The sequence below is a fragment of the Aurantiacibacter rhizosphaerae genome (assembly GCF_009807005.1).
Classification (GTDB): Bacteria; Pseudomonadota; Alphaproteobacteria; order Sphingomonadales; family Sphingomonadaceae; genus Alteraurantiacibacter; species Alteraurantiacibacter rhizosphaerae.
In genome coordinates this window covers 62,357-83,604 of the sequence record NZ_WUBR01000001.1, presented here as the reverse complement: position 1 = coordinate 83,604, position 21,248 = coordinate 62,357, and the positions used below count along the sequence as shown (strand labels likewise).

The following is a 21,248-nucleotide window of genomic DNA, read 5'->3' as shown; positions in this document are numbered from 1 at the left end:
TTACTCAGGATGAGCAGGGCCGCGTATCAGCGGCCCGCCATCGCCTTCACCTTTTTCAAATACGTCCGCCCGATCCGCATTTCCTCGCCATCGGCAAGTTCCGCGCACCACACGCCCAGGCCTTCATGTTTCAGCCCGGTGATGAAATCGCGGCGCAGTATGGTGGAGCGGTGGATGCGGATGAACTTTTCCGGGTCCAGCTTCTCCTCCAGGCCGGCAATCGTCTGCAGCAGCAGATAGCTCGTCTCCCCCACATGCAGCCGAACATAATCACGCTCTGCATCGATGCGGAAAACTTCGCTGGCATCGATGCGCAGCAATTCTGACCGGTGCGGCACCCAGAATTCACCCAGCCATTCATCCCCGCCGCCATCAGGGCTGCGGTTCTTGCGAGCGAAGGCGCGATCAATCGCGCGCTCCAGCCGCTCCGTACCGACAGGTTTCAGCACGTAATCGATGGCTTCGAGGTCGAAAGCCTCGACCGCAAAGTTTTCATGCGCAGTGACGAAGATCACGGCGGGCGGCGATGCCATCTTGCCCGCTTCGCTGGCGACTTGCAGCCCATCCTTGCCAGGCATGGTCATATCCAGCAGCAGCAGATCGGGATTGAGCTTTTCAGACAATCGCAGAGCGGATTCGCCATCGCTGGCGGTGCCGATCACGGTGAGGCGGGGGATTTCGGAGCACAGCACCTGCATTCGTTCGATGGCCAGCGGCTCATCATCCACGATCAGGGTTCGCAGCGTGCCATTATCGTTATCGTTCATGGCGTTTCACGCTCCTTGTTTCCCTGCAATTGCCGAATGATCATGCGGCCGCCCTTTCCTTGATACGGCGCAGCGGCATGCGCAGGTGCGTGGCATAGCCGCCGGGCACCTGGCCGGATACGACGGTCGCCTCATTGCCGAAGCGCGCTTCCAGCCGTTCACGAACATTGGTGAGGCCGATCCCGAAACCGGGGCGCGTGTCATCGCGGTCCGCCGTGCTTTGCCCGTCGTCCGAGATGGTGACGACCAGCCGATCATACTCTTCCCGCGCCGACAGTGTGATGGTGACCTGACCCGAAGAGGGCGCAACGGCATGCTTCACCGAATTTTCGATCAGCGGCTGCAGGATCATGCCCGGAATCAGCGCATTTTCCAGATCGTGGGGCACATCATAATTCGCATGCAGGCGCAGTGGGAAGCGCACGGCCTCTATCTCCAGATAGAGTTTCTGGAGGTGAACCTCGTCGCGCAGGGGCACGTCGGACGTCGTATCGTCGGCCAGGCTGCGGCGATAGAATGTGCTGATCATCTGGATCATGCGTTCAGCCATGTCCGTCTTGCCGGTCAGCACAAGGGCAGACAGGGAATTGAGCGTGTTGAACAGGAAGTGTGGGTTCACCTGATAGCGTAGCGATTGCAGCTCCGCCGCTTTGGCCGCATTGCGGAACTGCTGTTCTCGCCGCTCCGCATTGCGGGCCTTTTCGCCGGTCAGCAGCGCCAGATACAGGGCGCACCAGGCCAGCAGCATGAAATAACGGCTGTAGGTAATCTCGATCAGCTGCGTGCGGGCGCTGACGGTGACGAGTTCGGACAGGCCTTCGAAGAACTCGGAGCCGTCGTCCTCGTCAGGCCTGATGCCGCGCGTTTGCACGAATTCCTGCAGCACCTTCTCGTCCAGCGCAGCCTGCGCATCGGCAAAGATCACGCGGTTCGCCTGCGCGCTGAGCAAGGCCGCCGGCAGGGCGAAGACCAGCGCGGCGACGATCTTCATCCACAATGGCTTGCCGTCAAACGCGCGCAGGATCACCCACAGGCCCAGCGTGATGAGGATACCAACAGCCACAGAGACGAGACGCAGCCACAAAAGCTCGTCCGCCTTGGGCATTTCCAGCAATTCGGAACGCGTGGACACCAGGATGAAGTATGTCGCCCACAGGCCGACAACCGAGGCGAGCACCGTCTTGAATGGCAATCGCGACGTATGGTTTTCAGGTTTTGCAGTCGAATCCATCCGGCAAGGTTACTCCAGCCGGGTAAACGCAACCAGACCGCATAGCGGTTTCCATCGAAACCGATGTGCTCTTGGTCGATCAGGAATGCTGTTGAAGCCTCATCCCGTGGGCAGGAGGCTTTCTTTGCGAATCTTCTCGCGCCAGTGCATCGGGGCCAGCGTGTGCACGTTGTTGCCTTCCGCATCGACGGCCACGGTTACCGGCATATCCTTCACCGTGAACTCGTAAATGGCTTCCATGCCCAGCTCCTCGAAAGCGACGACTTTCGATTCCTTGATGGCGCGCGCCACCAGATAGGCAGCACCGCCCGTCGCCATCAGATAGGCGACCTTGAAGCGGCTGATGACCTCTACTGCGTCCGCGCCGCGCTCCGCCTTGCCGATCATGGCCAGCAGGCCCTGATCCAGCATCATCTCGGTAAACTTGTCCATGCGGGTGGCCGTGGTGGGGCCTGCGGGGCCGACGACTTCGCCCATCACCGGGTCCACCGGGCCAACGTAATAGATGGCGCGGCCCTTGAAGCTGACGGGCAGCTCCTCGCCAGCGTCCAGCATGTCCTTGATCTTCTTGTGCGCAGCATCGCGGCCTGTCAGCATGGCACCGTTCAGCAGCAGGCGATCGCCATGCTTCCAGCTGGCCACTTCCTCCGGCGTGAGATTGTCCAGATCGACGCGCTTTGCCTCTGCATCGGGTTCCCAATGCACATCGGGCCAGGCGTCCAGATCGGGCTTAGGAAGATAGGTGGGGCCGCTGCCGTCCAGCGTGATGTGCGCATGGCGGGTGGCGGCGCAGTTGGGGATCATGGCAACAGGCTTGCCCGCTGCATGGCAAGGCCAGTCGTAGATTTTCACGTCAAGCACGGTGGAGAGGCCGCCAAGCCCCTGCGCACCCACGCCCTGCGCATTCACCGCGTCGAAAATGTCGATTCGCAGCTGCTCGATATCGGTCTGTGCGCCGCGCTGTTTCAGCTGCGCCATGTCAATCGGGTCCATCAGCGATTGCTTGGCCAGCTTTACGCAATGTTCCGCCGTGCCGCCGATACCGATGCCCAGCATGCCCGGCGGGCACCAGCCAGCACCCATGGAGGGGATCTGTTCCAGCACCCAGTCAACGATATTGTCGCTGGGGTTCATCATCTTGAACTTGGACTTGTTCTCGCTGCCGCCGCCCTTGGCCGCGACGTCGATTTCCACCGTGTCGCCGGGCACCATTTCCACCGATAGCACGCAAGGCGTGTTGTCGCGCGTGTTGCGGCGGGTGAACGCCGGATCGGCCAGGATGGATGCGCGCAACTTGTTATCGGTGTTGTTATAAGCGCGGCGCACACCCTCATCGACCACGTCCTGCATGCTCTTGCTCGATTCAAGGCGGCAGTTCTGGCCCCATTTCAGGAACACGTTCACGATGCCGGTGTCTTGGCAGATCGGGCGGTGCCCCTCTGCGCACATGCGGCTGTTGGTGAGGATCTGGGCGATGGCATCCTTTGCCGCGGGGCCTTGCTCGGCCTTGTACGCTTCGCCCAGCGCCTGGATGTAATCCATGGGGTGGTAGTAGGAGATATATTGCAGCGCGTCGGCGATCGTTTCGATCAGGTCCTCTTCCCGAATGGTGATCATGTCGCTCATCGTTCCTGCACTCCTTTTGGTCGAGTTGCCCATAGGCTTTGCCGCCCTTTGTCGTCAAAAGCGTTTCATGTCCAATGTCGCGCATATTCAAATCGGTGTGACGAATTGCGACAACGCGGGCATTGCCCGTGGCCCCGCCAACCCCTAAGGCCATTTTCGTCCATCAAGCACGAGAGTTTGACGCTGTGATTTCCGACCCGCTCGATTCTGCAGAAGCAGCCAATATTGCCAGCAATCCCGCACGCCGCGCGATGATTGACAGCCAATTGCGCACCAGTGGCGTAAACGCGCCTGCCGTTATCCGCCGCATGTCGCAGGTTTCGCGAGAGGATCACGTGCCCGCCGCCAGCAAGGGCGTGGCCTATGTGGACCGCGCAATCCGGCTGGAAAACGGTGCCTGGCTGCCAGCACCGCTGGTGCAGGGCAAGATGCTGGAAGAGGCGGCGCCCACCGGCAAGGAAACGGCCATCGTGGTTGATGCAGGCTCCGGCTATCTGGCCGAATTGCTGCGCCCGATGGTGGCATCGCTTACTGTGATTTCTCCGGGAGAGGCCGTTGGCAAAGGCACGAAGGGCAAGGGCGCAAACCTGCTGCTGATCGATGGTGCGGTTGAGGAAATTCCGGCTGCCTTGGCCAAGCGTCTGGCCGATGGTGCGCGCATCGTTACCGGCATGGTCAGCAACGGCGTTACCCGCATCGCCGTGGGCCGCAAGGACAGCGGTGGCGTTTCGCTGATGCCCGTATTCGATATCGGCATCCCGCAGCTGCATGAATTCGACAAGCCCAAAGGCTGGAGCTTCTGATCATGCGTGCAGCCCTTCGGCTGGCTACTGCTTTTGCGGGCGTCGGCCTGCTTGCATCGCCTGCCTCGGCTGATACGCTGAAGGAAGCGCTGACGCAGGCCTATTTCGATAATCCCACGCTGGAAACCGCGCGGGCGCAGCAGCGCGCGACGGATGAGAACGTGGTGATCCAGAAGTCGCGCGGATTGCCCTCGGTCAACACCACCACGACCTATTCTGAATTCCTGGTAGAAAACTCCACCAGCTTCATCGCGCCGGATCGGCAGCTGAATGTGGGCGTGGATCTTTCCGTCCCGCTGTATCAGGGCGGCGCGGTGAAGAACGGCATCCTCGCGGCGGAAAACCGCGTGGACGCAGGGCGGGCAGACCTTCGCGGCACCGAGAGCGCGATTTTCACGCAGGTCGTTGCTGCCTATATGAACGTGATCTTGAACGAGGCGCTGGTCAGCCTTTCGGCCAACAATGTCAGCGTGCTGGCCACCAATCTGGAAGCCACCAGCGACCGTTTCGAAATCGGCTATCTTACCCGCACCGACGTGGCGCAATCCGAAAGCCGGCTGGCGCTGGCGCGCGGTGACTTGCGCACGGCGCAGGCCAACCTTCTTTCCGCGCGGGAGAATTATATCGCTCTGGTCGGCGAAGCGCCCACCGATCTGCAGCCACCACCGCCGCTTCCCGGCCTACCGAACAGCCCCAACATGGCGGTGGATGTGGCGCTTGAAAACAATCCCGATCTGATTGCGGCAAAGGAACGCGCCGTGGCGGCGGGCTATGATATAGAGGTTGCAGGCGCAGGCCGCCTGCCGACTTTCAGCGCATTTACCAATGGCGGCTACCAGAATTTCCTCGGCACGCTGGGCGCGGTTCCCGGCGCTTCGGCAGACCAGACGGCCACCAGCGCCACCGCCGGCATCCGCATGACCTTGCCGCTGTTCCAGGGTGGCCGCGTTGCTGCACAGCAGCGACAGGCCACCGCGCAGGCGCAGGCCCAGCTTGAGCAGGTGATTGCTGTAGAACGCGATGTTATCGCGCAGGTCCGCGCCGCCTATTCCAGCTGGCGGGCCGCTGGCGCCATCATCGCATCCAGCCAGGCGGCCGTCGATGCCGCAGCACTTAGCCTGGAGGGTGTGCGTGCGGAAAACACCGTGGGTAACCGCGCCGTTCTCGATATTCTGGATGCCCAGCAGGAATTGCTGCGCGCGCAGGTGCAGCTCGTCACCGCGCGGCGCAACGCCTATGTCGCTGGCTTCTCCCTGCTGGCCGCGATGGGCAAGGCCGAGGCCCGCGATCTTGGGCTGGGCGATGAGGGCGTGCTGTACGATCCCATCGACAATTATGACCGTGTTCGCGGCATTATCTGGGATTGGCAGCGCGATCCCGATCCCGTGGCCACCAGTTCGCGCACCGTTGACATCATGGCTCCCGACGGGGAAATTGAAGGCAACGCGCCGATCGAGCAATTCGATACCGAAATCATCGATTACGCGGATACGGCACCACCAGAACTGGATCTCCAGGGGGACTGAATGCGGCAGGAAGGCGAACCGTCGGTCGAAGAGATACTCGATTCGATCAAGAGAGTGATCGCTCGCGATGCCAGCGAAGCTGCGCGGTCCAGCAAGGCGCGCCGGCGAGAGGGGCTTGTCTCCAAACAGGAGCCGCAAAAAACCGAGGACGAGGATATTCTCGATCTTGGCGAGGTCGGCTCCGCCCTCAACGAGGACGAGTCCGAACGGGCCAGCGATGAAGTAGCTGAGGACGAGAGCGAACTTGAGATCGAGGCCGAAACCGAGCCTGAGACTGGTGACGTGGCCGAGTCAGAAGAAGAAAGCGAATACGAAAGCGAAATGTTCGACGAGAGCGACGAGCTCGGAGAGCAACTCACCACTGATCGCGCCGCCGATGCCATGCGCCAATCGCTTGCCGCGCTTGCCATGCTGGCCGATCCGCCAGCAAAGCCGCAGATCGTGCGGTCCGGCGAAACATCGCTGGAAGGCATGGTGCGCGAAATGATGCGCCCGATGCTGGCCCAGTGGCTGGATGCCAATTTGCCGGACATCGTGGAACGGCTGGTAAAGGCGGAAATCGCCCGCATCGCCGGGAAAAAGCCCTGAGCACTCCCCTGAGCACTCAGCGGGATATTGCCAAGGCCGAGCGCGCTCTTGCCAAGATTGGCGGAGAGACGATTGAACGTCACATATTTATCTGCGCGATGGCCGAGAAGGCGAAGTGCTGCAACCGGGAGGTTGGCGAACGTGCGTGGAAATATCTGAAAAAGCGGATGAAGCAGCTAGGCATCGCCGGGAAGGGCGGTGTGCAGCGCACCAAGGCCGATTGCCTGCAGGTGTGCGAGGCCGGGCCGGTGGCCGTCGTCTGGCCAGACGGGGTCTGGTATCATTCCTGCACGGAAGATGTGCTGGAACGGATTATCCAGGAACACCTGATTGGCGGCGCACCGGTTGAAGAATTCCGGCTGCGCGCGCCGAACGCTTAACGCTCTGCGCCTTCTTTCCAGCCCAGCTTGCGGCGATCTTTCGGCTTCGCATCCGGGTCCAGATCATCCAGATTGTGTTCTACCGAGTTGTCATGCCCGGTACCGCTGGACAGGAACACCAGCCCCATCAGCGCGCTCATCAGCAGCATCGAAAACCCTATGCCCAGCGCCGTGGCGATGAAGAAATGGGCCGAAACCTCCTCCACCTGCTTGTACAGGATGGCCATGGCAATCACCACGGTGGCCAGCGTTATGCCCATCATCAATCGCATCAGACGCCGGTATCGCGCCCATGCGAATGCGGCGTTTTCAGGATCATCGAGGGGTGAAGGACTGGCCATATCCCGTGCCATGCCCGTGCACAGGCTTGGTTGCAACGGTCCATTGGGCCATGATTTGCCCAGACTCGGCCTGTCGTGGCACAATCACGCCGGGCTTCGGATAAAAGTAGCGCGTAAGGAGAGCATGAATGAGCATCGCCAGTATCATCGCCAACCGTGATCATACGATCGTTTCCTGCACACCGCAGGACAGTGTCCAGTTGGCGGCAACATTGCTGGCAGACAAGAAGATCGGCGCACTGCCGGTGATGGATGGGGAGGGTATCGCAGGCATCTTCTCCGAACGTGACCTGCTTTATTGCATTGCGCGTGACGGGGCCGATGTTCTGTCCCGCTCGGTTGGCGACGTCATGACTTCACCTGCCATCACGATTGAATCCAGCACCGATGTGCTGAAGGCCCTGTCCCTGATGACACGCCGCCGCATTCGCCATTTGCCGGTGGTGGATGGCGCGAAGATGGTCGGCTTCGTTTCCATCGGCGATCTGGTGAAGCACCGGATGGAACTGATCGAGGCGGAGGCGCAGCAAATGCGCGAATATATCACCACCGCATAAAGGCCGCGGCGCAGGAGTTTCCTTGAGGAGTGGGCGCAGGGGCACTACATCTGTGGCATGACCAGCTCTCTGACCCTAACCGAAGCCGCCGCCACGCGCGTTGGCATGATTGCCCAGAAACAGGGCAAGCCCGCGATCCTGCGTCTTTCGGTGGAAGGGGGCGGCTGTTCCGGCTTCCAGTACAAGTTCGATCTGGATGACGCGGCAGAGGCAGATGATGCCGTGAGCGAAACAGACGGTGTGAAGCTGGTGGTAGACCCCGTCAGCCTGGATTTGGTGGCCGGGTGCACCGTGGATTACGTCGAATCGCTGGGCGGTGCGGCCTTCCGAGTGGAAAACCCCAATGCTGCGGCCGGTTGCGGTTGCGGCAGCTCCTTCGGCATCTGAGCGCGCGCCCGTGCGGATTGCCAGCTTCAACATCAATGGCATCAAGGCCCGCCTGCCACGCCTGAAAGAATGGCTGGAAGAAACCCGGCCAGCCGTCGCCTGCCTGCAGGAAACCAAGAGCCAGGACGAGAATTTCCCGGCTTCCGAGTTCGAGGACATCGGTTACCATGCCATCTGGCACGGCCAGAAAAGCTTCAACGGCGTGGCCATCCTTGCCGATGGACAGACGCCTGTAGAAACACAGCGCGGACTGGGCATTGATGGACCGAAGGAAGACGAGGGAGAGCAGTCTCGCTATCTGGAGGCAGAGGTGAACGGCGTGCGCATCTGCAATCTCTATCTGCCCAACGGCAATCCGCAGCCGGGCCCCAAGTTCGATTACAAGCTGGCGTGGATGAAGCTGCTGCGCGCACGCATGGCAGAACTGTCCGCGCTGGAGCAGCCGACCGTCGTGCTGGGCGATTTCAACGTTATTCCCGAGGACAAGGACGTCTGGTCCGTGCGGGCCATGGCGAATGATGCGCTGATGCAGCCCGAATCGCGCGATGCCTACGCCCGCATGCTGGGCGATGGCTGGACCGACGCCATAGACACGCTGAATCCGCGCGGCGGCGTGTGGACCTTCTGGGATTACCAGGCCGGCGCGTGGCAGCGAGACCACGGCTTTCGGATCGATCACCTGCTGCTGTCACCCGAAGCTGCGGATCGCATGATCACAGCCGGTGTCGACAAGGAATATCGCGGGCGCGAGAAATCCAGCGACCATACGCCCGTCTGGGTAGATCTGCGCGAGTAGCGTCAGCCTGACACAGCGCCGTGGCCGCAGCGGCGCGCGCCCTTACTTGTAGAAAACGTGGTTCTCGATGGTGGCGCGTGCCGTCAGCCGACCGGCCCAGCGAGGGCGGACATGCGTTGCATGGAAGAACAGGGCATCATGGGCAGGGCTGTCCCACATGTCGCGATGTGCGATGCGGGCGATGGCCTTGGCCTTCGTCCACGCGCGTGTACCGCGCTTGGGATCCGGAATGCGGCCACCGCGCACGAAGGAGAATTGCGAGCGCTGGGTCACGACCGAGCAGTAATCATCGGGGAAGCGCTGACTTTCAGCGCGATTCACGATCACGCGGGCAACGGCCAGCTGACCATCCAGCGATTCGCCGCGCGATTCGAAATACACGGCCTTGGCCAAGCACATCATCTCGCGGGACAATTCGCCGCTGGTATCAACATCGCCCACGAGTTCGCGCAGCGATACTGCGTCGCTCTGAGTTTCGATGGTGGATTCGGGAACCTCAGCCTTTTCGGGCAGTTCCTGCACTACCTCGTTCATCACGAAGCGTACTTCGGATTGGGCGGCGGGCACTGCGAAGGCGGGTGCTGTTTGGGTCTGGTCCGATTCGAGCACTGTCTGCTCTGCCTGGGCCGGGGCCTTGTCCTGTGCGACGGCGTTACTACCAGAGGCGCCAAAGCTGGAGACAACAAAGATTGCAGCCAGGGCGCTTGCCCCAACTCGCTTGCTAATGAACTTCATTGATCCCGTTACTTAAGGCGGTGAGAGACCTGAGCAGGCTTGCGAACGCGGTGTAATCTTACCGTCTGTCGCCCGCGTCCGTCATCAAACGGACCTGCCGGTCATCCCCCCGTCTGCGCGCTGAAAACCATCGCCGGAATGCGATGACTAACAACCTACGCTGTCGGAAAGTTGGCTGCCAGATAGTCGATTAAGGATCAGAGTCAACTATTGTGCACTGCAACATCGATGAAGCGTTCTGCATTTTCGATGTCCAGCTCAACCACCCACAGATCCGGATCCTGCTGCCCGCGTCGCCGGCAGTAGTCGGAAAATTCCATCGGGTTTTCAGTATCTTGCTGCTTGGTAAGCGTCCATTTTCGAGTGCCATCCAGCTGCGGCATACGCTCGTAAGCGCGGGATAAAGTTGCGCGATTACAACACACTACCATCAGTGTTCCAGCCGTCCGCTCTCCCTTGGAAAGCACCATGCCGAAACCGCCCGCGGCCTCTACCGCGCGGATCAAACCGCTTACTTCCAGGTGCGCGGGAAGACGGTCATCCGTCATCGGAAGGGCCGGGCTGGCGATACCCGTCTAGGCCGGACAGCGCGATGTGGGATCGCATGAAGGTGCCGGTGCCGCGGCCGATCTCGTCGCCTTCCTCGTCCATCAAATGCGCCTCTGCGATGAAAACGCGCCGCTTGCCGCTGATCCATCGGCCTTCGGCAATTACGCGGCCCGTGCGCAGGGGCTTGGTGAAATGCAGGTTGAACCCGGTGGTGAGCAGGAAGCGATCCGACACCAGCGAATTGGCCGCATAGAACGCGGCATCGTCCAGCATCTTGAAATACAGCGTGCCGTGGGTGGCACCGGCGGCATGGAAATACCGTTCCTGCGTCTGAAACGTGATCCGCGCGCGGCCCGCTTCCATGATTTCCAGCTGCGATTCGAACAGCTTGTTTACAGGGGCGCAGGAATATAGGTTTTCCAGGGCACGGAAATGGCCGTCCTGCGCGCTGCCATCTGCCGAACGGGCGGGATCAGGCAGCGTCACGGTCCGTCGCATTGGTCAACACGCCGTAAAGCGCCTCTGCATCGGGGGCATCGCACAAGGCATCATGTACGCCCTCATCACGCACCAGTCGTGAAATTGCGGCGAGGGCATGCAGGTGTGTGGCGCCGCTGTTGGCGGGGGAAAGCAGTCCGAAGACAAGGTCTACCGGCAATCCATCTGCGGATGCGAAGTCAACGGGGCGATGCAGTTTCATCAGCGCGGCAATCGGGCGCTTGATACCAGGCATACGCGCGTGCGGCATGGCCACGCCGCGGCCAAATCCGGTGCTGCCCAGCTTCTCCCGCTCCTCAAGCTGTTCGAGGACCAGGCCGCCATCAAGTTCGAACGCATTGGCAAACAGATCGCCGAGGCTGCGCAGGATATCTTCCTTACCGTCGGCCTGCGTTACGCAGACCGACTCGGGTTTCATCAAGAAGATTGATTCCATAGCTTCAGAAAACTCGTATTATCCTGTCGGAGATACGCAACGCCATGCGGCGCAACGCCAGTGCGAACACCCCTCCTGGAAATACCGCCTCAGTCTGCTTGATGCGCTGGTGGCGATTAGGACGGTTCGACCCATCCAATCGAACCGTCTTCGCGGCGATACACCATATTATGGCGCGAAGTTCCAGCATTTTTGAAGAACAGCGCATTCGTATGCCGCAGATCCAGCAGCATAACGGCGTCCGAAACGCTGACTTCGGGCACATCGATGCGGGTTTCCGCGATGATGGGGGGCGATTCTTCGCCGGCCTCTTCCTCGGTCGCAGGCTCTTCTGAGGCGAAGATGGTGTAAGCTGCCTCCTCCTCCTTCGCGGCATGGGCGGATTGCTCATGCCGGTCCTTCAGGCGGCGCTTGTAGCGGCGCAGCTGCTTTTCAATTTTCTCGGCAGCCTGATCGAACGCCAGGTGCGCATCCTGCGCCTGTCCGTGGCTTTTCAGGATAAGTCCGTGATTCACATGCAGAACGATATCGGCGGCAAAGCCGCTGGCGGGCGCCTTCCCGAAGGTAACAGATGAAGAAATCGCGCGCTTGAAATGCTTTTCGACAATTGTTTCAAGCCTGTCCGATGCATGCTCCTGCAGTGCAGTTCCTGTATCGACCTGGTGTCCCGACACGCGAATATCCATGAGGCGATGCTCCTTTTCTTATCGTTCGCTTCTCTACCCCATGTGGGACGTTTGTATCACGAGTTCCAGAGGGGAGTTTGCAATGATTCCAGAAATGCTTTGTGCCGGGCGATTTCTGCGGCGCTTGCAGTATGCGGCCTGGGCGCGCGATATTCCCCCGTCTTCGGGACGAACAACGTCGGAGCAGAGCTTTCAGAGGATGTGTTGTCCACGGCAAGCTGCAGGCCGATCTGGCGGCCGCCGGTCAGCTCGACATAGACCTGCGCCAGCAATTCGGCATCCAGCAGCGCCCCGTGCAGGGTACGGTGGCTGCGATCGACGCCATATCTGGAGCACAGCGCATCCAGTGAATGCTTTGCGCCGGGATGGCGGCGGCGGGCCAGCACCAGCGTATCGATCATCCGGTCAGTGCCGATTTCGCCCAGGCCGCACTGCTCCAGTTCGAAATTCAGAAAGCCGAAATCGAACTGCGCATTGTGCGCCACCAGCGGAGAATCGCCGATAAATTCCAGCAGCGATTCCACCTTGTCGCGAAAACGCGGCTTGTCGGAGAGGAAGGTGGCGGAAAGACCGTGCACCTTCTCCGCCTCTGCCGGCATATCCCGGTCCGGGTTGAAATATTCGTGATAGCTGCGGCCTGTCGCCACGCGATTGACCATCTCAATGCAGCCGATTTCCACCATCCTGTCACCCGTCCGGGGGTCCAGGCCTGTCGTCTCTGTATCGAATATGATCTCGCGCATGGTCACCCTATCGCGCGATCCGGTTTACTTGTGCAAGTCGGCTTTCAGCTTGTCCACCAGAGCCTCCACCTGCGCGCGGGTTTCTTCCAGCGGAGTGCCGGTATCGATCACGTGATCGGCGCGGCTGCGCTTTTCCGCATCGGGCATCTGGATGGCGAGAATCTGCTCGAATTTCTCCTCCGTCATGCCCTTGCGCGCCATCACCCTGTCACGCTGAACCTCGGCAGGCGCGGAAACCACCACCACCACATCCACCAGTTGCGCCGCGCCCTTTTCAAACAGCAGCGGAATGTCGAAAACCACCATCGGTGCATCGGCATTGGTTTCGAGGAATTGCTCTCTGCGCACCCCCACGGCGGGATGCACGATCGTTTCCAGCCGGGCGAGGGCATCCGCATCACCGAACACGATGCTGCCCAGCTCCTCGCGCCGAACGCCTTCGGGTCCGGTGCTGCCGGGAAAAGCCGCCTCGATAGCGGGCAGCAGCGCGCCGCCTGGCCCCTGCATCCGGCGCACCTCGGCATCGGCATCGAACACGGGAACGCCGGCGCCTTCGAACATCTGCGCTACGGTGCTCTTGCCCATGGCGATGGAGCCGGTCAGTCCGATGATGAGGGGTTTCGTAGTGCTCACCGGGTCAACATCCTGCGCAGTTCCACATCGTTTTCCTCTCGCGGCGGGGCGATGCCGAAAAATTTTTCAAACGCGACGGCGGCCTGCCCGATCAGCATGGATAGCCCATCAATATTGCGAAAGCCTTTAGCCCGCGCCGCCTGCAGGAACGGCGTTTCCATCGGCGTGGTGACGATATCATAGATGATGCTGCCGGGCGGAACGTGGCTAAAATCGAAATCCAGTGGCGGCTGTCCCTGCATGCCCAGCGGGCTGGCATTCACCACCAGATCAAGGCAGCCCTCCCGATCATCAAACTCGAAATCGGTGGGCTGGGCAAAATGCGAGAGCGGGGCGACATGATGTTCCCGGCCCGGATCAAGTTCATCCAGCAATGCGCGCGCTTTTTCCGGATCTCTCCCCGACAGCACGATGGTGAACCCTTCATCGGCCAGCGCCCGAACGATGGCCCGTGCCGCGCCGCCTGTGCCCATCACGCGCGCCATGCGGAACAGGTGGCGCTGGGCAATATCTGCGCGTAGCGGTTCAAGAAAGCCTGCACCATCCGTGTTGAAACCGGTAAGGTTTCCATCGCCATCAGGAACGATAGTGTTCACCGCGCCGATCGATTCGGCTTGCCCATCAAGCGTGTCCACCAGGGGCATTACGGCCTGTTTATGCGGCATGGTGACGTTGCAACCCGCCCAATCCGCATCCTGCCGTCGCTCAGCGATATAGTCCGCCAGATCGTCTGCCGAGACCGGGCAGGCCTTGTAGTCCGCAACTCGTCCAAGCTGTTGCAGCCAGTAGCGGTGGATGGAGGGGGATTTGGACTGTGATATCGGATCGCCGATCACCTCGGCATAATCGCCGGCATGAAGCGTCATCGCGGCAGCTCCCCCAGTTCTCGCAGCGCTTCCAGCACCGGCAGCAGGGGCATGCCAAGAACAGTGAACTGATCGCCCTCGATGCTGGTGAAGAGCTGCGGGCCGCGCGCCTCTATACGAAACACGCCAACGCAATAGCCGACTTCGGGCCATTCGTGGCCAAGATAGCTTTCGATAAAAGCTTCCGACAGATCGCGGACTGTCAAATCGGCCCTTGCGGCATGACGCCACACGATCTTGCCGCCTTTCGCGAATGCGGCGGCAGAATGAAGCTGCATGGTGCGGCCGGAAAAGGCGCGCAGATGAGCGGCGGCCTCTTCACGACTGGCAGGCTTGTCAAAACGCTGGCCATCCACCACGACGAGGGAATCGCTGCCCAGTACGGGCCACGTATTCTCGCGCACGGCGAGAGCCTTCGCCTCCGCCAGCTTCAGCGCCACCTCTTCAGGCGGCGCGCCTTCCATGGCGGATTCCAGGGCGCGCTCGTCCACATCGGCTGGCCGCGCTTCAAAATTTACGCCTGCGGCCTCCAGCATGGCGCGGCGCGAAGCTGATTTCGACGCCAGAACGATCATAGCGCAGCAATCATATCGGCTTGGGACCGGTCTGCGGCGGGCGGTTCTCTTCGCGGCGGCCCTCACGCTCCTGATAAAGCTTGATGATGGCAGCGGCCGCTTCCTCGATCGATCGGCGGGTCACGTCGATAACGGGCCAGCCATTATCGGCGAACATGCGCCGGGCAAACGCCACTTCCTGACTGACCCTGTCTTCATTGACATAGGCGGTCTCGGTCTTCTCGTTCAGCGACAGCAGGCGATTGCGCCGGATCTGGATCAGGCGGGCCGGTGCGGTAGTCAGGCCCACGACCATGGGATTGCGCAATTCGAACAGCAGCTTTGGCGGCGGGCTTTCCACCACCAGCGGAATATTCGCCACCTTGTAGCCGCGATTGGCCAGGTAGATGCTGGTCGGCGTTTTCGATGTGCGAGATACGCCTGCAAGGACGATGTCCGCCTCTTCCCAATCGTCCCAGCTGATGCCGTCGTCATGGGCGATGGTGAACTGGATGGCATCCACCCGCTCGAAATACTCGGCGTCCATCTTGTTCTTGCCGCCGGGCCGGCCGTGCGCTTCTTGGCCCAGCCGTTCCTCCAGCGCTTCCACCACAGGGTCCAGCGCGGCGACATGGGGCAGGGCCAGCTGGCGGCAGCATTCCTCCAGCCGTTCGCGCGTGGCCTCGTTACTCAGCGTATAGAGGACAAGGCCGGGATTGGTCTTGAAGTCATCGATGATGCGTTCAAGATGCTGAACCGACCGGACCATCGGCCAGAAATGCCGCTGCACATCAGCGTCGCCGAACTGCGCCAGCGCTGCTTTCGCAAGCATTTCCAGCGTTTCGCCGGTCGAGTCAGAGAGAAGATGAAGGTGAAGTCTGGCCATGTGGATAAGCACAGGCATAAACCACGGGATCGATCTGCGGACAAGCTGTCGGTTAAGTTAGCCCCCGATCCAAACCGGAATCATGAGCCGAGTCATGCGCCTTCGCAGCCGTTTGTGAACAGTCTGGGGATAGCGGGGAGAAGACTCGTTTGACTCAACGCCAAGCATGAGTCGCCACGCTGGAAATGGGTTCTCAACGCGGGAGAATTCGGGCACAGGCTCGCAATCCCCGATATCCACAGGACCAACAACGTCCTAAATCCTATTAATATATATTTATTGTTTGATTGGACTCTTCGATGCCCGGTTGTCTCCTCGAAACGCTTGCCGGCCAGCGGACCGCAAGGCGGCCGGTTTGGCTGATGCGCCAGGCTGGTCGATACCTGCCCGAATATCGCGAATTGCGCGCGCAGAAGGGCGGTTTTCTGGAACTGGTCTATGATTGCGAAGCCGCGGCCGAGGTTACGATTCAACCGATTGACCGGTTCGGCTTCGATGGCGCGATCTTGTTTTCCGATATCCTGATCGTTCCGCACGCCCTTGGTCAGAACCTCTGGTTCGAGGCTGGCGAGGGCCCGCGGCTTGCGCCTCCATTGGTGGATGGGGCCTGGGATGGGCTTGAGCGGGCCTTCCATCACTTTGATGCGATCTACCGTACCGTGGCGGCAGTGAAGGCTCGCCTGGGGCCAGAGACCACCTTGCTGGGCTTTGCAGGATCGCCGTGGACGGTGGCAACCTACATGGTGGCGGGGCAGGGCTCGAAAGACCAGGGCGCGGCGCGCAAGCTGGCCTATCGCGATCCTGTGGCCTTCGCATCGCTGATCGGCGCGATAGAGGCGGCCAGTATCGAATATCTGATCGGCCAGATCGATGCAGGGGCAGAAGCTGTGCAACTGTTCGACAGCTGGGCCGGATCGCTCAGCCCGTCGCAATTTGAACAATGGGTGATCGCACCCAATGCCCGTATCGCCGCCGCGATTCATGAACAGCGGCCCGGCATCCCCGTCATCGGATTTCCGAAGGGCGCTGGCGCGAAATTACCGGCCTATGCCCGCGAAACGGGAGTTGATGCGCTGGGCATCGATGAAACCACCGACCCTGCGTGGATCAATGCACAACTGCCCGCCGATATGCCGGTGCAGGGCAATCTCGATCCGATGCTGCTGCTGTCCGGGGGGGAGGCGATGGACGAGTCCGTTCGCACCATCCTTTCCGCTTTTGCGGAGCGTCCGCATATCTTCAATCTGGGCCATGGGATCGACAAGGAAACGCCTATCGCCCATGTAGAACATCTTCTGAAGCTCGTCCGCGGTTGAAGCGCGCGGAAGAGGGGATGACGAAGACAATTTCCGCCCCTAGATACACACCATGCAGAATGTGCTCGCAATGACCTATCTCTGGCTCAAGGCCGGCCATATCATCTTCGTGATTTTCTGGATGGCCGGGCTGTTCATGCTGCCCCGCCTGTTCGTCTATCACCAGGAAGCGCCAGAGGGGTCTGACGAAGCTGCGAAGTTTGTCGACCGAGAGCGCAAGCTGCTGAAGATCATCCTGCTGCCATCAATCATCCTGGTATGGGTGCTGGGCATTGCGCTTGCGATTACGCTGGATGCCTGGTCGCAAGGTTGGCTGCATGCCAAGCTGCTGCTTGTCCTCATTCTCTCCGGCTATCATGGCTATATGGCTGGCTATGCAAAGAAACTGGCGCGCGGAGAGCGACCCTTTTCCGGCAAGAAGCTGCGCCTGCTGAACGAGGTGCCCGGCATAGCCGTGGCGCTGATCGTGGTGCTGGTGATCGTCAAGCCGTTCTGATTCTCCGGCGAGTTTCCGCTTGCCCGCGATTTGCGAATTGACCGGCATCGGCGAAACCCATATCTGCTTAAGTCTCAAACGGCGAAAAGGTGTGCGAAACAACTGCGCAACCGGGTCTGCTTTCTCCAAGCCCTTATGACCTGCCGGCATCCCAACTATCTGGAATATAAAGAAAATGCATCTTAAAGAACTCAAGCAAAAGGCGCCGGCAGAGCTGGTGTCCATGGCAGAAGAGCTGGGCGTCGAAGGTGCTTCGACTCTGCGCCGCCAGGAACTGATGTTCGCCATTCTCAAGGAAGTGGCGGAAGAGGGTGAGGAAATCCTCGGCATCGGCACGATTGAAGTGCTGCAGGACGGCTTCGGCTTCCTGCGCAGCCCCGAAGCGAACTACCTTGCCGGCCCTGACGATATCTATGTCTCGCCCAACCAGGTCCGCAAATGGGGCCTGCGCACGGGTGATACCGTGGAAGGCGAAATCCGCGCGCCCAAGGACGGCGAACGCTACTTCGCGCTGACCAAGCTGAAGGAAGTGAATTACGAGGACCCGGACGCGGTGCGCCATCGCACCAATTTCGATAACCTCACGCCGCTTTATCCCGACAGCCGCCTGAATCTCGATACCAAGGATCCCACGGTAAAGGACAAGTCCGCCCGCGTGATCGATTTGATCAGTCCACAGGGCAAGGGTCAGCGCGCCCTGATCGTGGCACCGCCGCGCACCGGTAAAACCGTGCTGCTGCAAAACATCGCCAAGGCGATTACGGATAACCACCCAGAGGTTTTCCTGCTGGTGCTGCTGGTGGACGAACGCCCCGAAGAAGTTACCGACATGCAGCGCAGCGTGAATGGTGAGGTGATTTCCTCCACGTTCGACGAGCCTGCATCACGCCACGTGCAGGTTGCCGAAATGGTGATCGAAAAGGCCAAGCGCCTGGTGGAGCACAAGAAGGACGTTGTGATCCTGCTCGATTCCATCACGCGCCTGGGCCGTGCCTACAACACCGTGGTGCCCAGTTCCGGCAAGGTGCTGACTGGCGGTGTGGACGCCAATGCGCTGCAACGTCCGAAGCGTTTCTTCGGTGCGGCGCGTAACATCGAGGAGGGCGGCTCGCTCTCCATCATCGCAACCGCGCTGATCGATACCGGCAGCCGTATGGACGAGGTGATCTTCGAAGAGTTCAAGGGCACCGGCAACAGCGAAATCGTGCTGGACCGCAAGGTGGCCGACAAGCGCATCTTCCCGGCTCTGGACGTCGGCAAATCCGGCACCCGCAAGGAAGAACTGCTGGTGGACAAGGATCAGCTGTCGAAGATGTGGGTGCTGCGCCGTATCCTCATGCAGATGGGTACGATCGATTCGATGGAATTCCTGCTCGACAAGATGAAGGATTCCAAGACCAACGAAGACTTCTTCGAGACGATGAACCAGTAGACCAATTCTGGCCGAAGCGTCTGATTACAAAAGAAAAAGGGGGCTGCGAGGCCCCCTTTTTTCTTAGCGAGCGTCAGCCAAGATGCTTGGCAAAGAATTCCGCGGTGCGCTTGTCGGCCAGCGTCGCGGCTTCCTCGTCGCGGCGCTTACCGAATTCGGTGGCGAAACCGTGGTCCAGCCCTTCATAATCATACAGCGTCACCTTGGGGTGATCGTCCAGTCCTTCGTGCATCGCCTTTTGCGTGTCCTTGTCGACGAAGCCATCCTCTGTCGGAATATGCAGCATTAGCGGATTGGCGATGGAATTCTTCTCGCGCAGCAGACCATCAATGCCCACGCCGTAATATCCCACACTGGCATCAATATCGGTGCGCGCCGCGGTCATATAGGCCAGTCGGCCGCCAAGGCAGTAACCCACCGCACCGACCTTGCCATTCGCCACAACAATGCGCGCGTGTTTGATCGCGGCTTCGATATCGCGGATACCCTGATCCTGGTTGAACTTGCCCATCAGATCCAGCGCGGTTTGAAATTCGGGTTCGATATCGGGGTCCAGTTCGACGTTCGGCTGCAGTCGCCAGAACAGGTCCGGGGCGAGGGCGAGATAGCCTTCCTCGGCCAGCTTGTCGCACTTGCGGCGAATACCGGCGTTTACACCGAAAATTTCCTGTATCACGATGATCGCCGATTGTGGCTCCTGCGCAGGGCGGGCGACATAGCAATCGAAGGGTTCGGCACCATCCAGGGTGGTAATCCGCATTGTCTCGCTCATATATGGTTCTCCTGGGCGTCAGAAATGGTCTTGTGTTTAGACTACGCGCGTATCGAGAAAGGTGTCCGCAATGAAGGTCAATATCGAGATCGACTGCTCGCCAGAAGAGGCGCGGCGTTTCATGGGCCTGCCCGATGTGGAGCAGGCGAATGAGATCTATATCGAATCCATTTCCAAGGCGATGAAGGGCGTGTCCAACATCGATCAGCTTGAGCAATATGCAAAGCAGATCGCGCCGATGGGACAGATGGGCATGAAGATGTTCCAGAACTTCATGGAGAACGCGGCCAAGGGCGCGGGCGCCGTTCCGACCGACAAGCCCAGGGGTTCATCCGAATAAACATTCCATGGACACGATTTTCGCGCTCTCCAGCGGGCAGCCACCTGCCGGCATAGGCGTTATCCGCATTACCGGCCCGGCCGTGACCACGGTCTTGGAGACAATCGCGGGCGGCATACCTGCACCGCGCCGGGCAAAGCGAACGACATTCCGCAGTGTTTCACGTGAAACATTGGATGATGGGCTGGCGCTGTACTTCCCTGGTCCAAACTCCGTGACGGGTGACGATCTGGCCGAATTCCATTGTCACGGCGGCAGGGCAGTTATCGCTGCTGTGGAACATGCGATTGGTCAAATCGACGGATGCCGGCGGGCAGAGCCTGGCGAGTTCACTCGCCGCGCTTTCGCAAATGGCCGCATCGATCTGGCTGAGGCCGAAGGGCTGGCGGACCTTCTATCAGCCGAAACAGAGTTTCAGCGGCGCAGTGCCATGGCGATGGCAGGCGGCGCACTATCGCGGCAAGTCGAGGAATGGCGCGTCGAGTTGCTCCGGCTATCGGCTCTGTGCGAGGCCGTCCTCGATTTTGATGACGAGGACGATGTGTCGACTTTGCCGGATAGCTTCGCAAACTCGCTGGCTGCGCTCCACGGTTCCCTTCATGAGACTATGGCCGCACCGCATGCTGAGACGTTGAAAGAAGGTTTTCGTGTGGCGCTGGCCGGGCCGCCCAATGCCGGTAAATCGACCTTGTTCAACGCGCTGGTGGAGAGCGAGGCGGCGATTACGGCGGATATAGCCGGCACGACTCGTGATGTTCTGACGCAATCCGTCTCGCTTGCGGGCATACCCTTTACCTTCGCCGATATGGCCGGCCTGCGGGCAGAGGGCGACGACGCCATCGAGACGATCGGTATCGCACGCGCGCATGATGAGATCGCCAGGGCAGACCTGGTGCTCTGGCTGGGTGAGGAGTGCGCAGCTCCTGCTGGAAGCTGGAATATCGATGCGCAGATTGACCGGGCTGACCTGATTCGAAAGTCAAATCCTGACATCTCAATCTCCGCCCATACGGGTGAGGGGATGGGGGTCTTGCGCGCCAGATTGATTGAAGTCGCTCGATCGGCGATGCCGAAGGCAGGCGTCGCCGTTCTGAATGCCCGTCAGCGGGAGCGATTGAGTGATGCCGCAGAAGCCTTGGCCACCGCGCGTGACGAGCGCGATCCGTTGCTTATCGCGGAGAACCTTCGCCGTGCGCGCCAGGCCTTTGACGCGCTCGTCGGCAGAACTTCGACGGAAGACGTGCTCGACACGCTTTTTGGTCGCTTCTGTATCGGGAAATAGCCTGTTCCACGTGGAACAGATC

The 21,248-nt window shown here is 60.3% G+C and carries 27 protein-coding genes; 12 read left to right on the top strand and 15 right to left on the bottom strand.

All coding sequences use genetic code 11. The features are described from left to right. Positions 1-26: 26 nt before the first annotated feature. From GRF63_RS00440 to GRF63_RS00430, 3 genes are all read right to left on the bottom strand, one after another. A complete protein-coding gene (locus GRF63_RS00440; protein WP_160484060.1) occupies positions 27-767 on the bottom strand; it encodes a LytR/AlgR family response regulator transcription factor in 741 nt (246 codons plus the stop codon). A gap of 40 nt (positions 768-807) precedes the next feature. After that, positions 808-1,959, bottom strand: a complete 1,152-nt coding sequence (locus GRF63_RS00435) for a sensor histidine kinase (protein ID WP_237392237.1) — start codon at positions 1,957-1,959, stop codon at positions 808-810. A gap of 138 nt (positions 1,960-2,097) precedes the next feature. After that, positions 2,098-3,624, bottom strand: a complete 1,527-nt coding sequence (locus GRF63_RS00430) for a fumarate hydratase (protein ID WP_160484058.1) — start codon at positions 3,622-3,624, stop codon at positions 2,098-2,100. A gap of 185 nt (positions 3,625-3,809) precedes the next feature. Between GRF63_RS00430 and GRF63_RS00425 the strand changes: the two genes are divergently transcribed. From GRF63_RS00425 to GRF63_RS00410, 4 genes are read left to right on the top strand one after another with little or no spacing between them, the layout of a single operon-like run. After that, on the top strand, positions 3,810-4,427 hold the full coding sequence (locus GRF63_RS00425; RefSeq protein WP_337189587.1) for a protein-L-isoaspartate O-methyltransferase family protein: 618 nt from the start codon (positions 3,810-3,812) through the stop codon (positions 4,425-4,427). Positions 4,428-4,429: 2 nt separating this feature from the next. After that, entirely contained in the window at positions 4,430-5,953 is a 1,524-nt protein-coding gene (locus GRF63_RS00420; protein WP_160484057.1) for a TolC family outer membrane protein, read from the top strand. Next, complete coding sequence (locus GRF63_RS00415) at positions 5,954-6,541, top strand: DUF2497 domain-containing protein (RefSeq protein ID WP_160484056.1); 588 nt, start codon at positions 5,954-5,956, stop codon at positions 6,539-6,541. Between the two features lie 8 nt (positions 6,542-6,549). Next, entirely contained in the window at positions 6,550-6,921 is a 372-nt protein-coding gene (locus GRF63_RS00410) for a (2Fe-2S) ferredoxin domain-containing protein (RefSeq protein ID WP_160485307.1), read from the top strand. Here GRF63_RS00410 and GRF63_RS00405 read toward each other — a convergent pair. Further along, entirely contained in the window at positions 6,918-7,262 is a 345-nt protein-coding gene (locus GRF63_RS00405) for a DUF2975 domain-containing protein (RefSeq protein WP_160484055.1), read from the bottom strand. The genes GRF63_RS00410 and GRF63_RS00405 overlap by 4 nt on opposite strands. Positions 7,263-7,390: 128 nt before the next feature. Here GRF63_RS00405 and GRF63_RS00400 point away from each other — a divergent pair, with 128 nt between their 5' ends. Genes GRF63_RS00400 through xth form a run of 3 tightly spaced genes read left to right on the top strand, consistent with a single transcriptional unit; the run spans position 7,391 to position 9,002 of the window. Beyond that, complete coding sequence (locus tag GRF63_RS00400; protein ID WP_160484054.1) at positions 7,391-7,819, top strand: CBS domain-containing protein; 429 nt, start codon at positions 7,391-7,393, stop codon at positions 7,817-7,819. Between the two features lie 57 nt (positions 7,820-7,876). Beyond that, positions 7,877-8,206 carry an iron-sulfur cluster insertion protein ErpA gene (gene erpA, locus GRF63_RS00395; protein ID WP_160484053.1) on the top strand — a complete coding sequence of 110 codons (330 nt, stop codon included), beginning with the start codon at positions 7,877-7,879 and terminating at the stop codon, positions 8,204-8,206. Positions 8,207-8,216: 10 nt separating this feature from the next. Continuing rightward, positions 8,217-9,002 carry an exodeoxyribonuclease III gene (gene xth / locus GRF63_RS00390; protein WP_160484052.1) on the top strand — a complete coding sequence of 262 codons (786 nt, stop codon included), beginning with the start codon at positions 8,217-8,219 and terminating at the stop codon, positions 9,000-9,002. Positions 9,003-9,044: 42 nt separating this feature from the next. Here the strand turns inward: xth and GRF63_RS00385 are convergent, their stop codons facing one another. The 10 genes from GRF63_RS00385 to GRF63_RS00340 all read right to left on the bottom strand — a co-directional run bounded on the left by GRF63_RS00385 (position 9,045) and on the right by GRF63_RS00340 (position 15,588). Next, on the bottom strand, positions 9,045-9,536 hold the full coding sequence (locus GRF63_RS00385; protein ID WP_237392318.1) for a cell wall hydrolase: 492 nt from the start codon (positions 9,534-9,536) through the stop codon (positions 9,045-9,047). 404 nt (positions 9,537-9,940) lie between these two features. After that, on the bottom strand, positions 9,941-10,285 hold the full coding sequence (locus GRF63_RS00380) for a DUF1491 family protein (protein WP_160484050.1): 345 nt from the start codon (positions 10,283-10,285) through the stop codon (positions 9,941-9,943). Next, a complete protein-coding gene (locus GRF63_RS00375) occupies positions 10,275-10,784 on the bottom strand; it encodes a PaaI family thioesterase (protein ID WP_160484049.1) in 510 nt (169 codons plus the stop codon). The genes GRF63_RS00380 and GRF63_RS00375 overlap by 11 nt, the downstream gene beginning before the upstream one ends. After that, a complete protein-coding gene (locus GRF63_RS00370) occupies positions 10,759-11,220 on the bottom strand; it encodes a PTS sugar transporter subunit IIA (protein ID WP_160484048.1) in 462 nt (153 codons plus the stop codon). The genes GRF63_RS00375 and GRF63_RS00370 overlap by 26 nt, the downstream gene beginning before the upstream one ends. 116 nt (positions 11,221-11,336) lie before the next feature. Continuing rightward, a complete protein-coding gene (hpf, locus tag GRF63_RS00365; RefSeq protein WP_160484047.1) occupies positions 11,337-11,906 on the bottom strand; it encodes a ribosome hibernation-promoting factor, HPF/YfiA family in 570 nt (189 codons plus the stop codon). A gap of 56 nt (positions 11,907-11,962) precedes the next feature. Beyond that, positions 11,963-12,649, bottom strand: a complete 687-nt coding sequence (gene dnaQ / locus GRF63_RS00360) for a DNA polymerase III subunit epsilon (RefSeq protein ID WP_160484046.1) — start codon at positions 12,647-12,649, stop codon at positions 11,963-11,965. Positions 12,650-12,673: 24 nt separating this feature from the next. Then, positions 12,674-13,234, bottom strand: a complete 561-nt coding sequence (gene coaE, locus GRF63_RS00355; RefSeq protein ID WP_202131584.1) for a dephospho-CoA kinase — start codon at positions 13,232-13,234, stop codon at positions 12,674-12,676. Positions 13,235-13,278: 44 nt separating this feature from the next. Beyond that, the gene (aroE, locus tag GRF63_RS00350) at positions 13,279-14,148 is read right to left on the bottom strand and encodes a shikimate dehydrogenase (protein WP_160484044.1); all 870 of its coding nucleotides are present in this window, start codon (positions 14,146-14,148) and stop codon (positions 13,279-13,281) included. Beyond that, positions 14,145-14,723 carry a Maf family protein gene (locus GRF63_RS00345; protein ID WP_160484043.1) on the bottom strand — a complete coding sequence of 193 codons (579 nt, stop codon included), beginning with the start codon at positions 14,721-14,723 and terminating at the stop codon, positions 14,145-14,147. Before GRF63_RS00345 ends, aroE begins: the two co-directional genes overlap by 4 nt. Positions 14,724-14,733: 10 nt before the next feature. Beyond that, positions 14,734-15,588 (bottom strand): pyruvate, water dikinase regulatory protein, encoded by an 855-nt coding sequence (locus tag GRF63_RS00340; RefSeq protein ID WP_160484042.1) that lies wholly within the window; start codon positions 15,586-15,588, stop codon positions 14,734-14,736. 299 nt (positions 15,589-15,887) lie between these two features. Between GRF63_RS00340 and hemE the strand changes: the two genes are divergently transcribed. The 3 genes from hemE to rho all read left to right on the top strand — a co-directional run bounded on the left by hemE (position 15,888) and on the right by rho (position 18,832). Continuing rightward, positions 15,888-16,904 carry a uroporphyrinogen decarboxylase gene (hemE, locus tag GRF63_RS00335; protein WP_160484041.1) on the top strand — a complete coding sequence of 339 codons (1,017 nt, stop codon included), beginning with the start codon at positions 15,888-15,890 and terminating at the stop codon, positions 16,902-16,904. Between the two features lie 52 nt (positions 16,905-16,956). Next, positions 16,957-17,400 (top strand): CopD family protein, encoded by a 444-nt coding sequence (locus tag GRF63_RS00330; RefSeq protein WP_160484040.1) that lies wholly within the window; start codon positions 16,957-16,959, stop codon positions 17,398-17,400. Between the two features lie 175 nt (positions 17,401-17,575). Further along, a complete protein-coding gene (rho, locus tag GRF63_RS00325) occupies positions 17,576-18,832 on the top strand; it encodes a transcription termination factor Rho (protein ID WP_160484039.1) in 1,257 nt (418 codons plus the stop codon). Positions 18,833-18,905: 73 nt separating this feature from the next. Here rho and GRF63_RS00320 read toward each other — a convergent pair whose 3' ends face one another. Further along, the gene (locus GRF63_RS00320; protein ID WP_160484038.1) at positions 18,906-19,604 is read right to left on the bottom strand and encodes a dienelactone hydrolase family protein; all 699 of its coding nucleotides are present in this window, start codon (positions 19,602-19,604) and stop codon (positions 18,906-18,908) included. Positions 19,605-19,674: 70 nt separating this feature from the next. Between GRF63_RS00320 and GRF63_RS00315 the strand changes: the two genes are divergently transcribed. Next, positions 19,675-19,944: a DUF6489 family protein gene (locus tag GRF63_RS00315; protein WP_160484037.1), complete on the top strand. Its 270-nt coding sequence runs from the start codon at positions 19,675-19,677 to the stop codon at positions 19,942-19,944. 7 nt (positions 19,945-19,951) lie between these two features. After that, the gene (mnmE, locus tag GRF63_RS00310) at positions 19,952-21,226 is read left to right on the top strand and encodes a tRNA uridine-5-carboxymethylaminomethyl(34) synthesis GTPase MnmE (RefSeq protein WP_160484036.1); all 1,275 of its coding nucleotides are present in this window, start codon (positions 19,952-19,954) and stop codon (positions 21,224-21,226) included. Positions 21,227-21,248 lie beyond the last annotated feature (22 nt).

Bases quoted from the DNA above. Each gene is read 5' to 3' on its own strand.
- GRF63_RS00415 (WP_160484056.1), top strand. From the start codon at position 5,954: ATGCGGCAGGAAGGCGAACCGTCGGTCGAAGAGATACTCGATTCGATC.
- GRF63_RS00370 (WP_160484048.1), bottom strand. From the start codon at position 11,220: ATGGAATCAATCTTCTTGATGAAACCCGAGTCGGTCTGCGTAACGCAG.
- GRF63_RS00375 (WP_160484049.1), bottom strand. From the start codon at position 10,784: ATGCGACGGACCGTGACGCTGCCTGATCCCGCCCGTTCGGCAGATGGC.
- erpA (WP_160484053.1), top strand. From the start codon at position 7,877: ATGACCAGCTCTCTGACCCTAACCGAAGCCGCCGCCACGCGCGTTGGC.
- hemE (WP_160484041.1), top strand. From the start codon at position 15,888: ATGCCCGGTTGTCTCCTCGAAACGCTTGCCGGCCAGCGGACCGCAAGG.
- GRF63_RS00340 (WP_160484042.1), bottom strand. From the start codon at position 15,588: ATGGCCAGACTTCACCTTCATCTTCTCTCTGACTCGACCGGCGAAACG.
- GRF63_RS00380 (WP_160484050.1), bottom strand. From the start codon at position 10,285: ATGACGGATGACCGTCTTCCCGCGCACCTGGAAGTAAGCGGTTTGATC.
- dnaQ (WP_160484046.1), bottom strand. From the start codon at position 12,649: ATGCGCGAGATCATATTCGATACAGAGACGACAGGCCTGGACCCCCGG.
- GRF63_RS00440 (WP_160484060.1), bottom strand. From the start codon at position 767: ATGAACGATAACGATAATGGCACGCTGCGAACCCTGATCGTGGATGAT.
- GRF63_RS00345 (WP_160484043.1), bottom strand. From the start codon at position 14,723: ATGATCGTTCTGGCGTCGAAATCAGCTTCGCGCCGCGCCATGCTGGAG.
- GRF63_RS00330 (WP_160484040.1), top strand. From the start codon at position 16,957: ATGCAGAATGTGCTCGCAATGACCTATCTCTGGCTCAAGGCCGGCCAT.
- mnmE (WP_160484036.1), top strand. From the start codon at position 19,952: ATGGACACGATTTTCGCGCTCTCCAGCGGGCAGCCACCTGCCGGCATA.
- GRF63_RS00320 (WP_160484038.1), bottom strand. From the start codon at position 19,604: ATGAGCGAGACAATGCGGATTACCACCCTGGATGGTGCCGAACCCTTC.
- GRF63_RS00430 (WP_160484058.1), bottom strand. From the start codon at position 3,624: ATGAGCGACATGATCACCATTCGGGAAGAGGACCTGATCGAAACGATC.
- rho (WP_160484039.1), top strand. From the start codon at position 17,576: ATGCATCTTAAAGAACTCAAGCAAAAGGCGCCGGCAGAGCTGGTGTCC.
- aroE (WP_160484044.1), bottom strand. From the start codon at position 14,148: ATGACGCTTCATGCCGGCGATTATGCCGAGGTGATCGGCGATCCGATA.
- GRF63_RS00405 (WP_160484055.1), bottom strand. From the start codon at position 7,262: ATGGCCAGTCCTTCACCCCTCGATGATCCTGAAAACGCCGCATTCGCA.
- GRF63_RS00420 (WP_160484057.1), top strand. From the start codon at position 4,430: ATGCGTGCAGCCCTTCGGCTGGCTACTGCTTTTGCGGGCGTCGGCCTG.
- GRF63_RS00400 (WP_160484054.1), top strand. From the start codon at position 7,391: ATGAGCATCGCCAGTATCATCGCCAACCGTGATCATACGATCGTTTCC.
- GRF63_RS00385 (WP_237392318.1), bottom strand. From the start codon at position 9,536: ATGAACGAGGTAGTGCAGGAACTGCCCGAAAAGGCTGAGGTTCCCGAA.
- hpf (WP_160484047.1), bottom strand. From the start codon at position 11,906: ATGGATATTCGCGTGTCGGGACACCAGGTCGATACAGGAACTGCACTG.
- coaE (WP_202131584.1), bottom strand. From the start codon at position 13,234: ATGGGCAAGAGCACCGTAGCGCAGATGTTCGAAGGCGCCGGCGTTCCC.
- GRF63_RS00315 (WP_160484037.1), top strand. From the start codon at position 19,675: ATGAAGGTCAATATCGAGATCGACTGCTCGCCAGAAGAGGCGCGGCGT.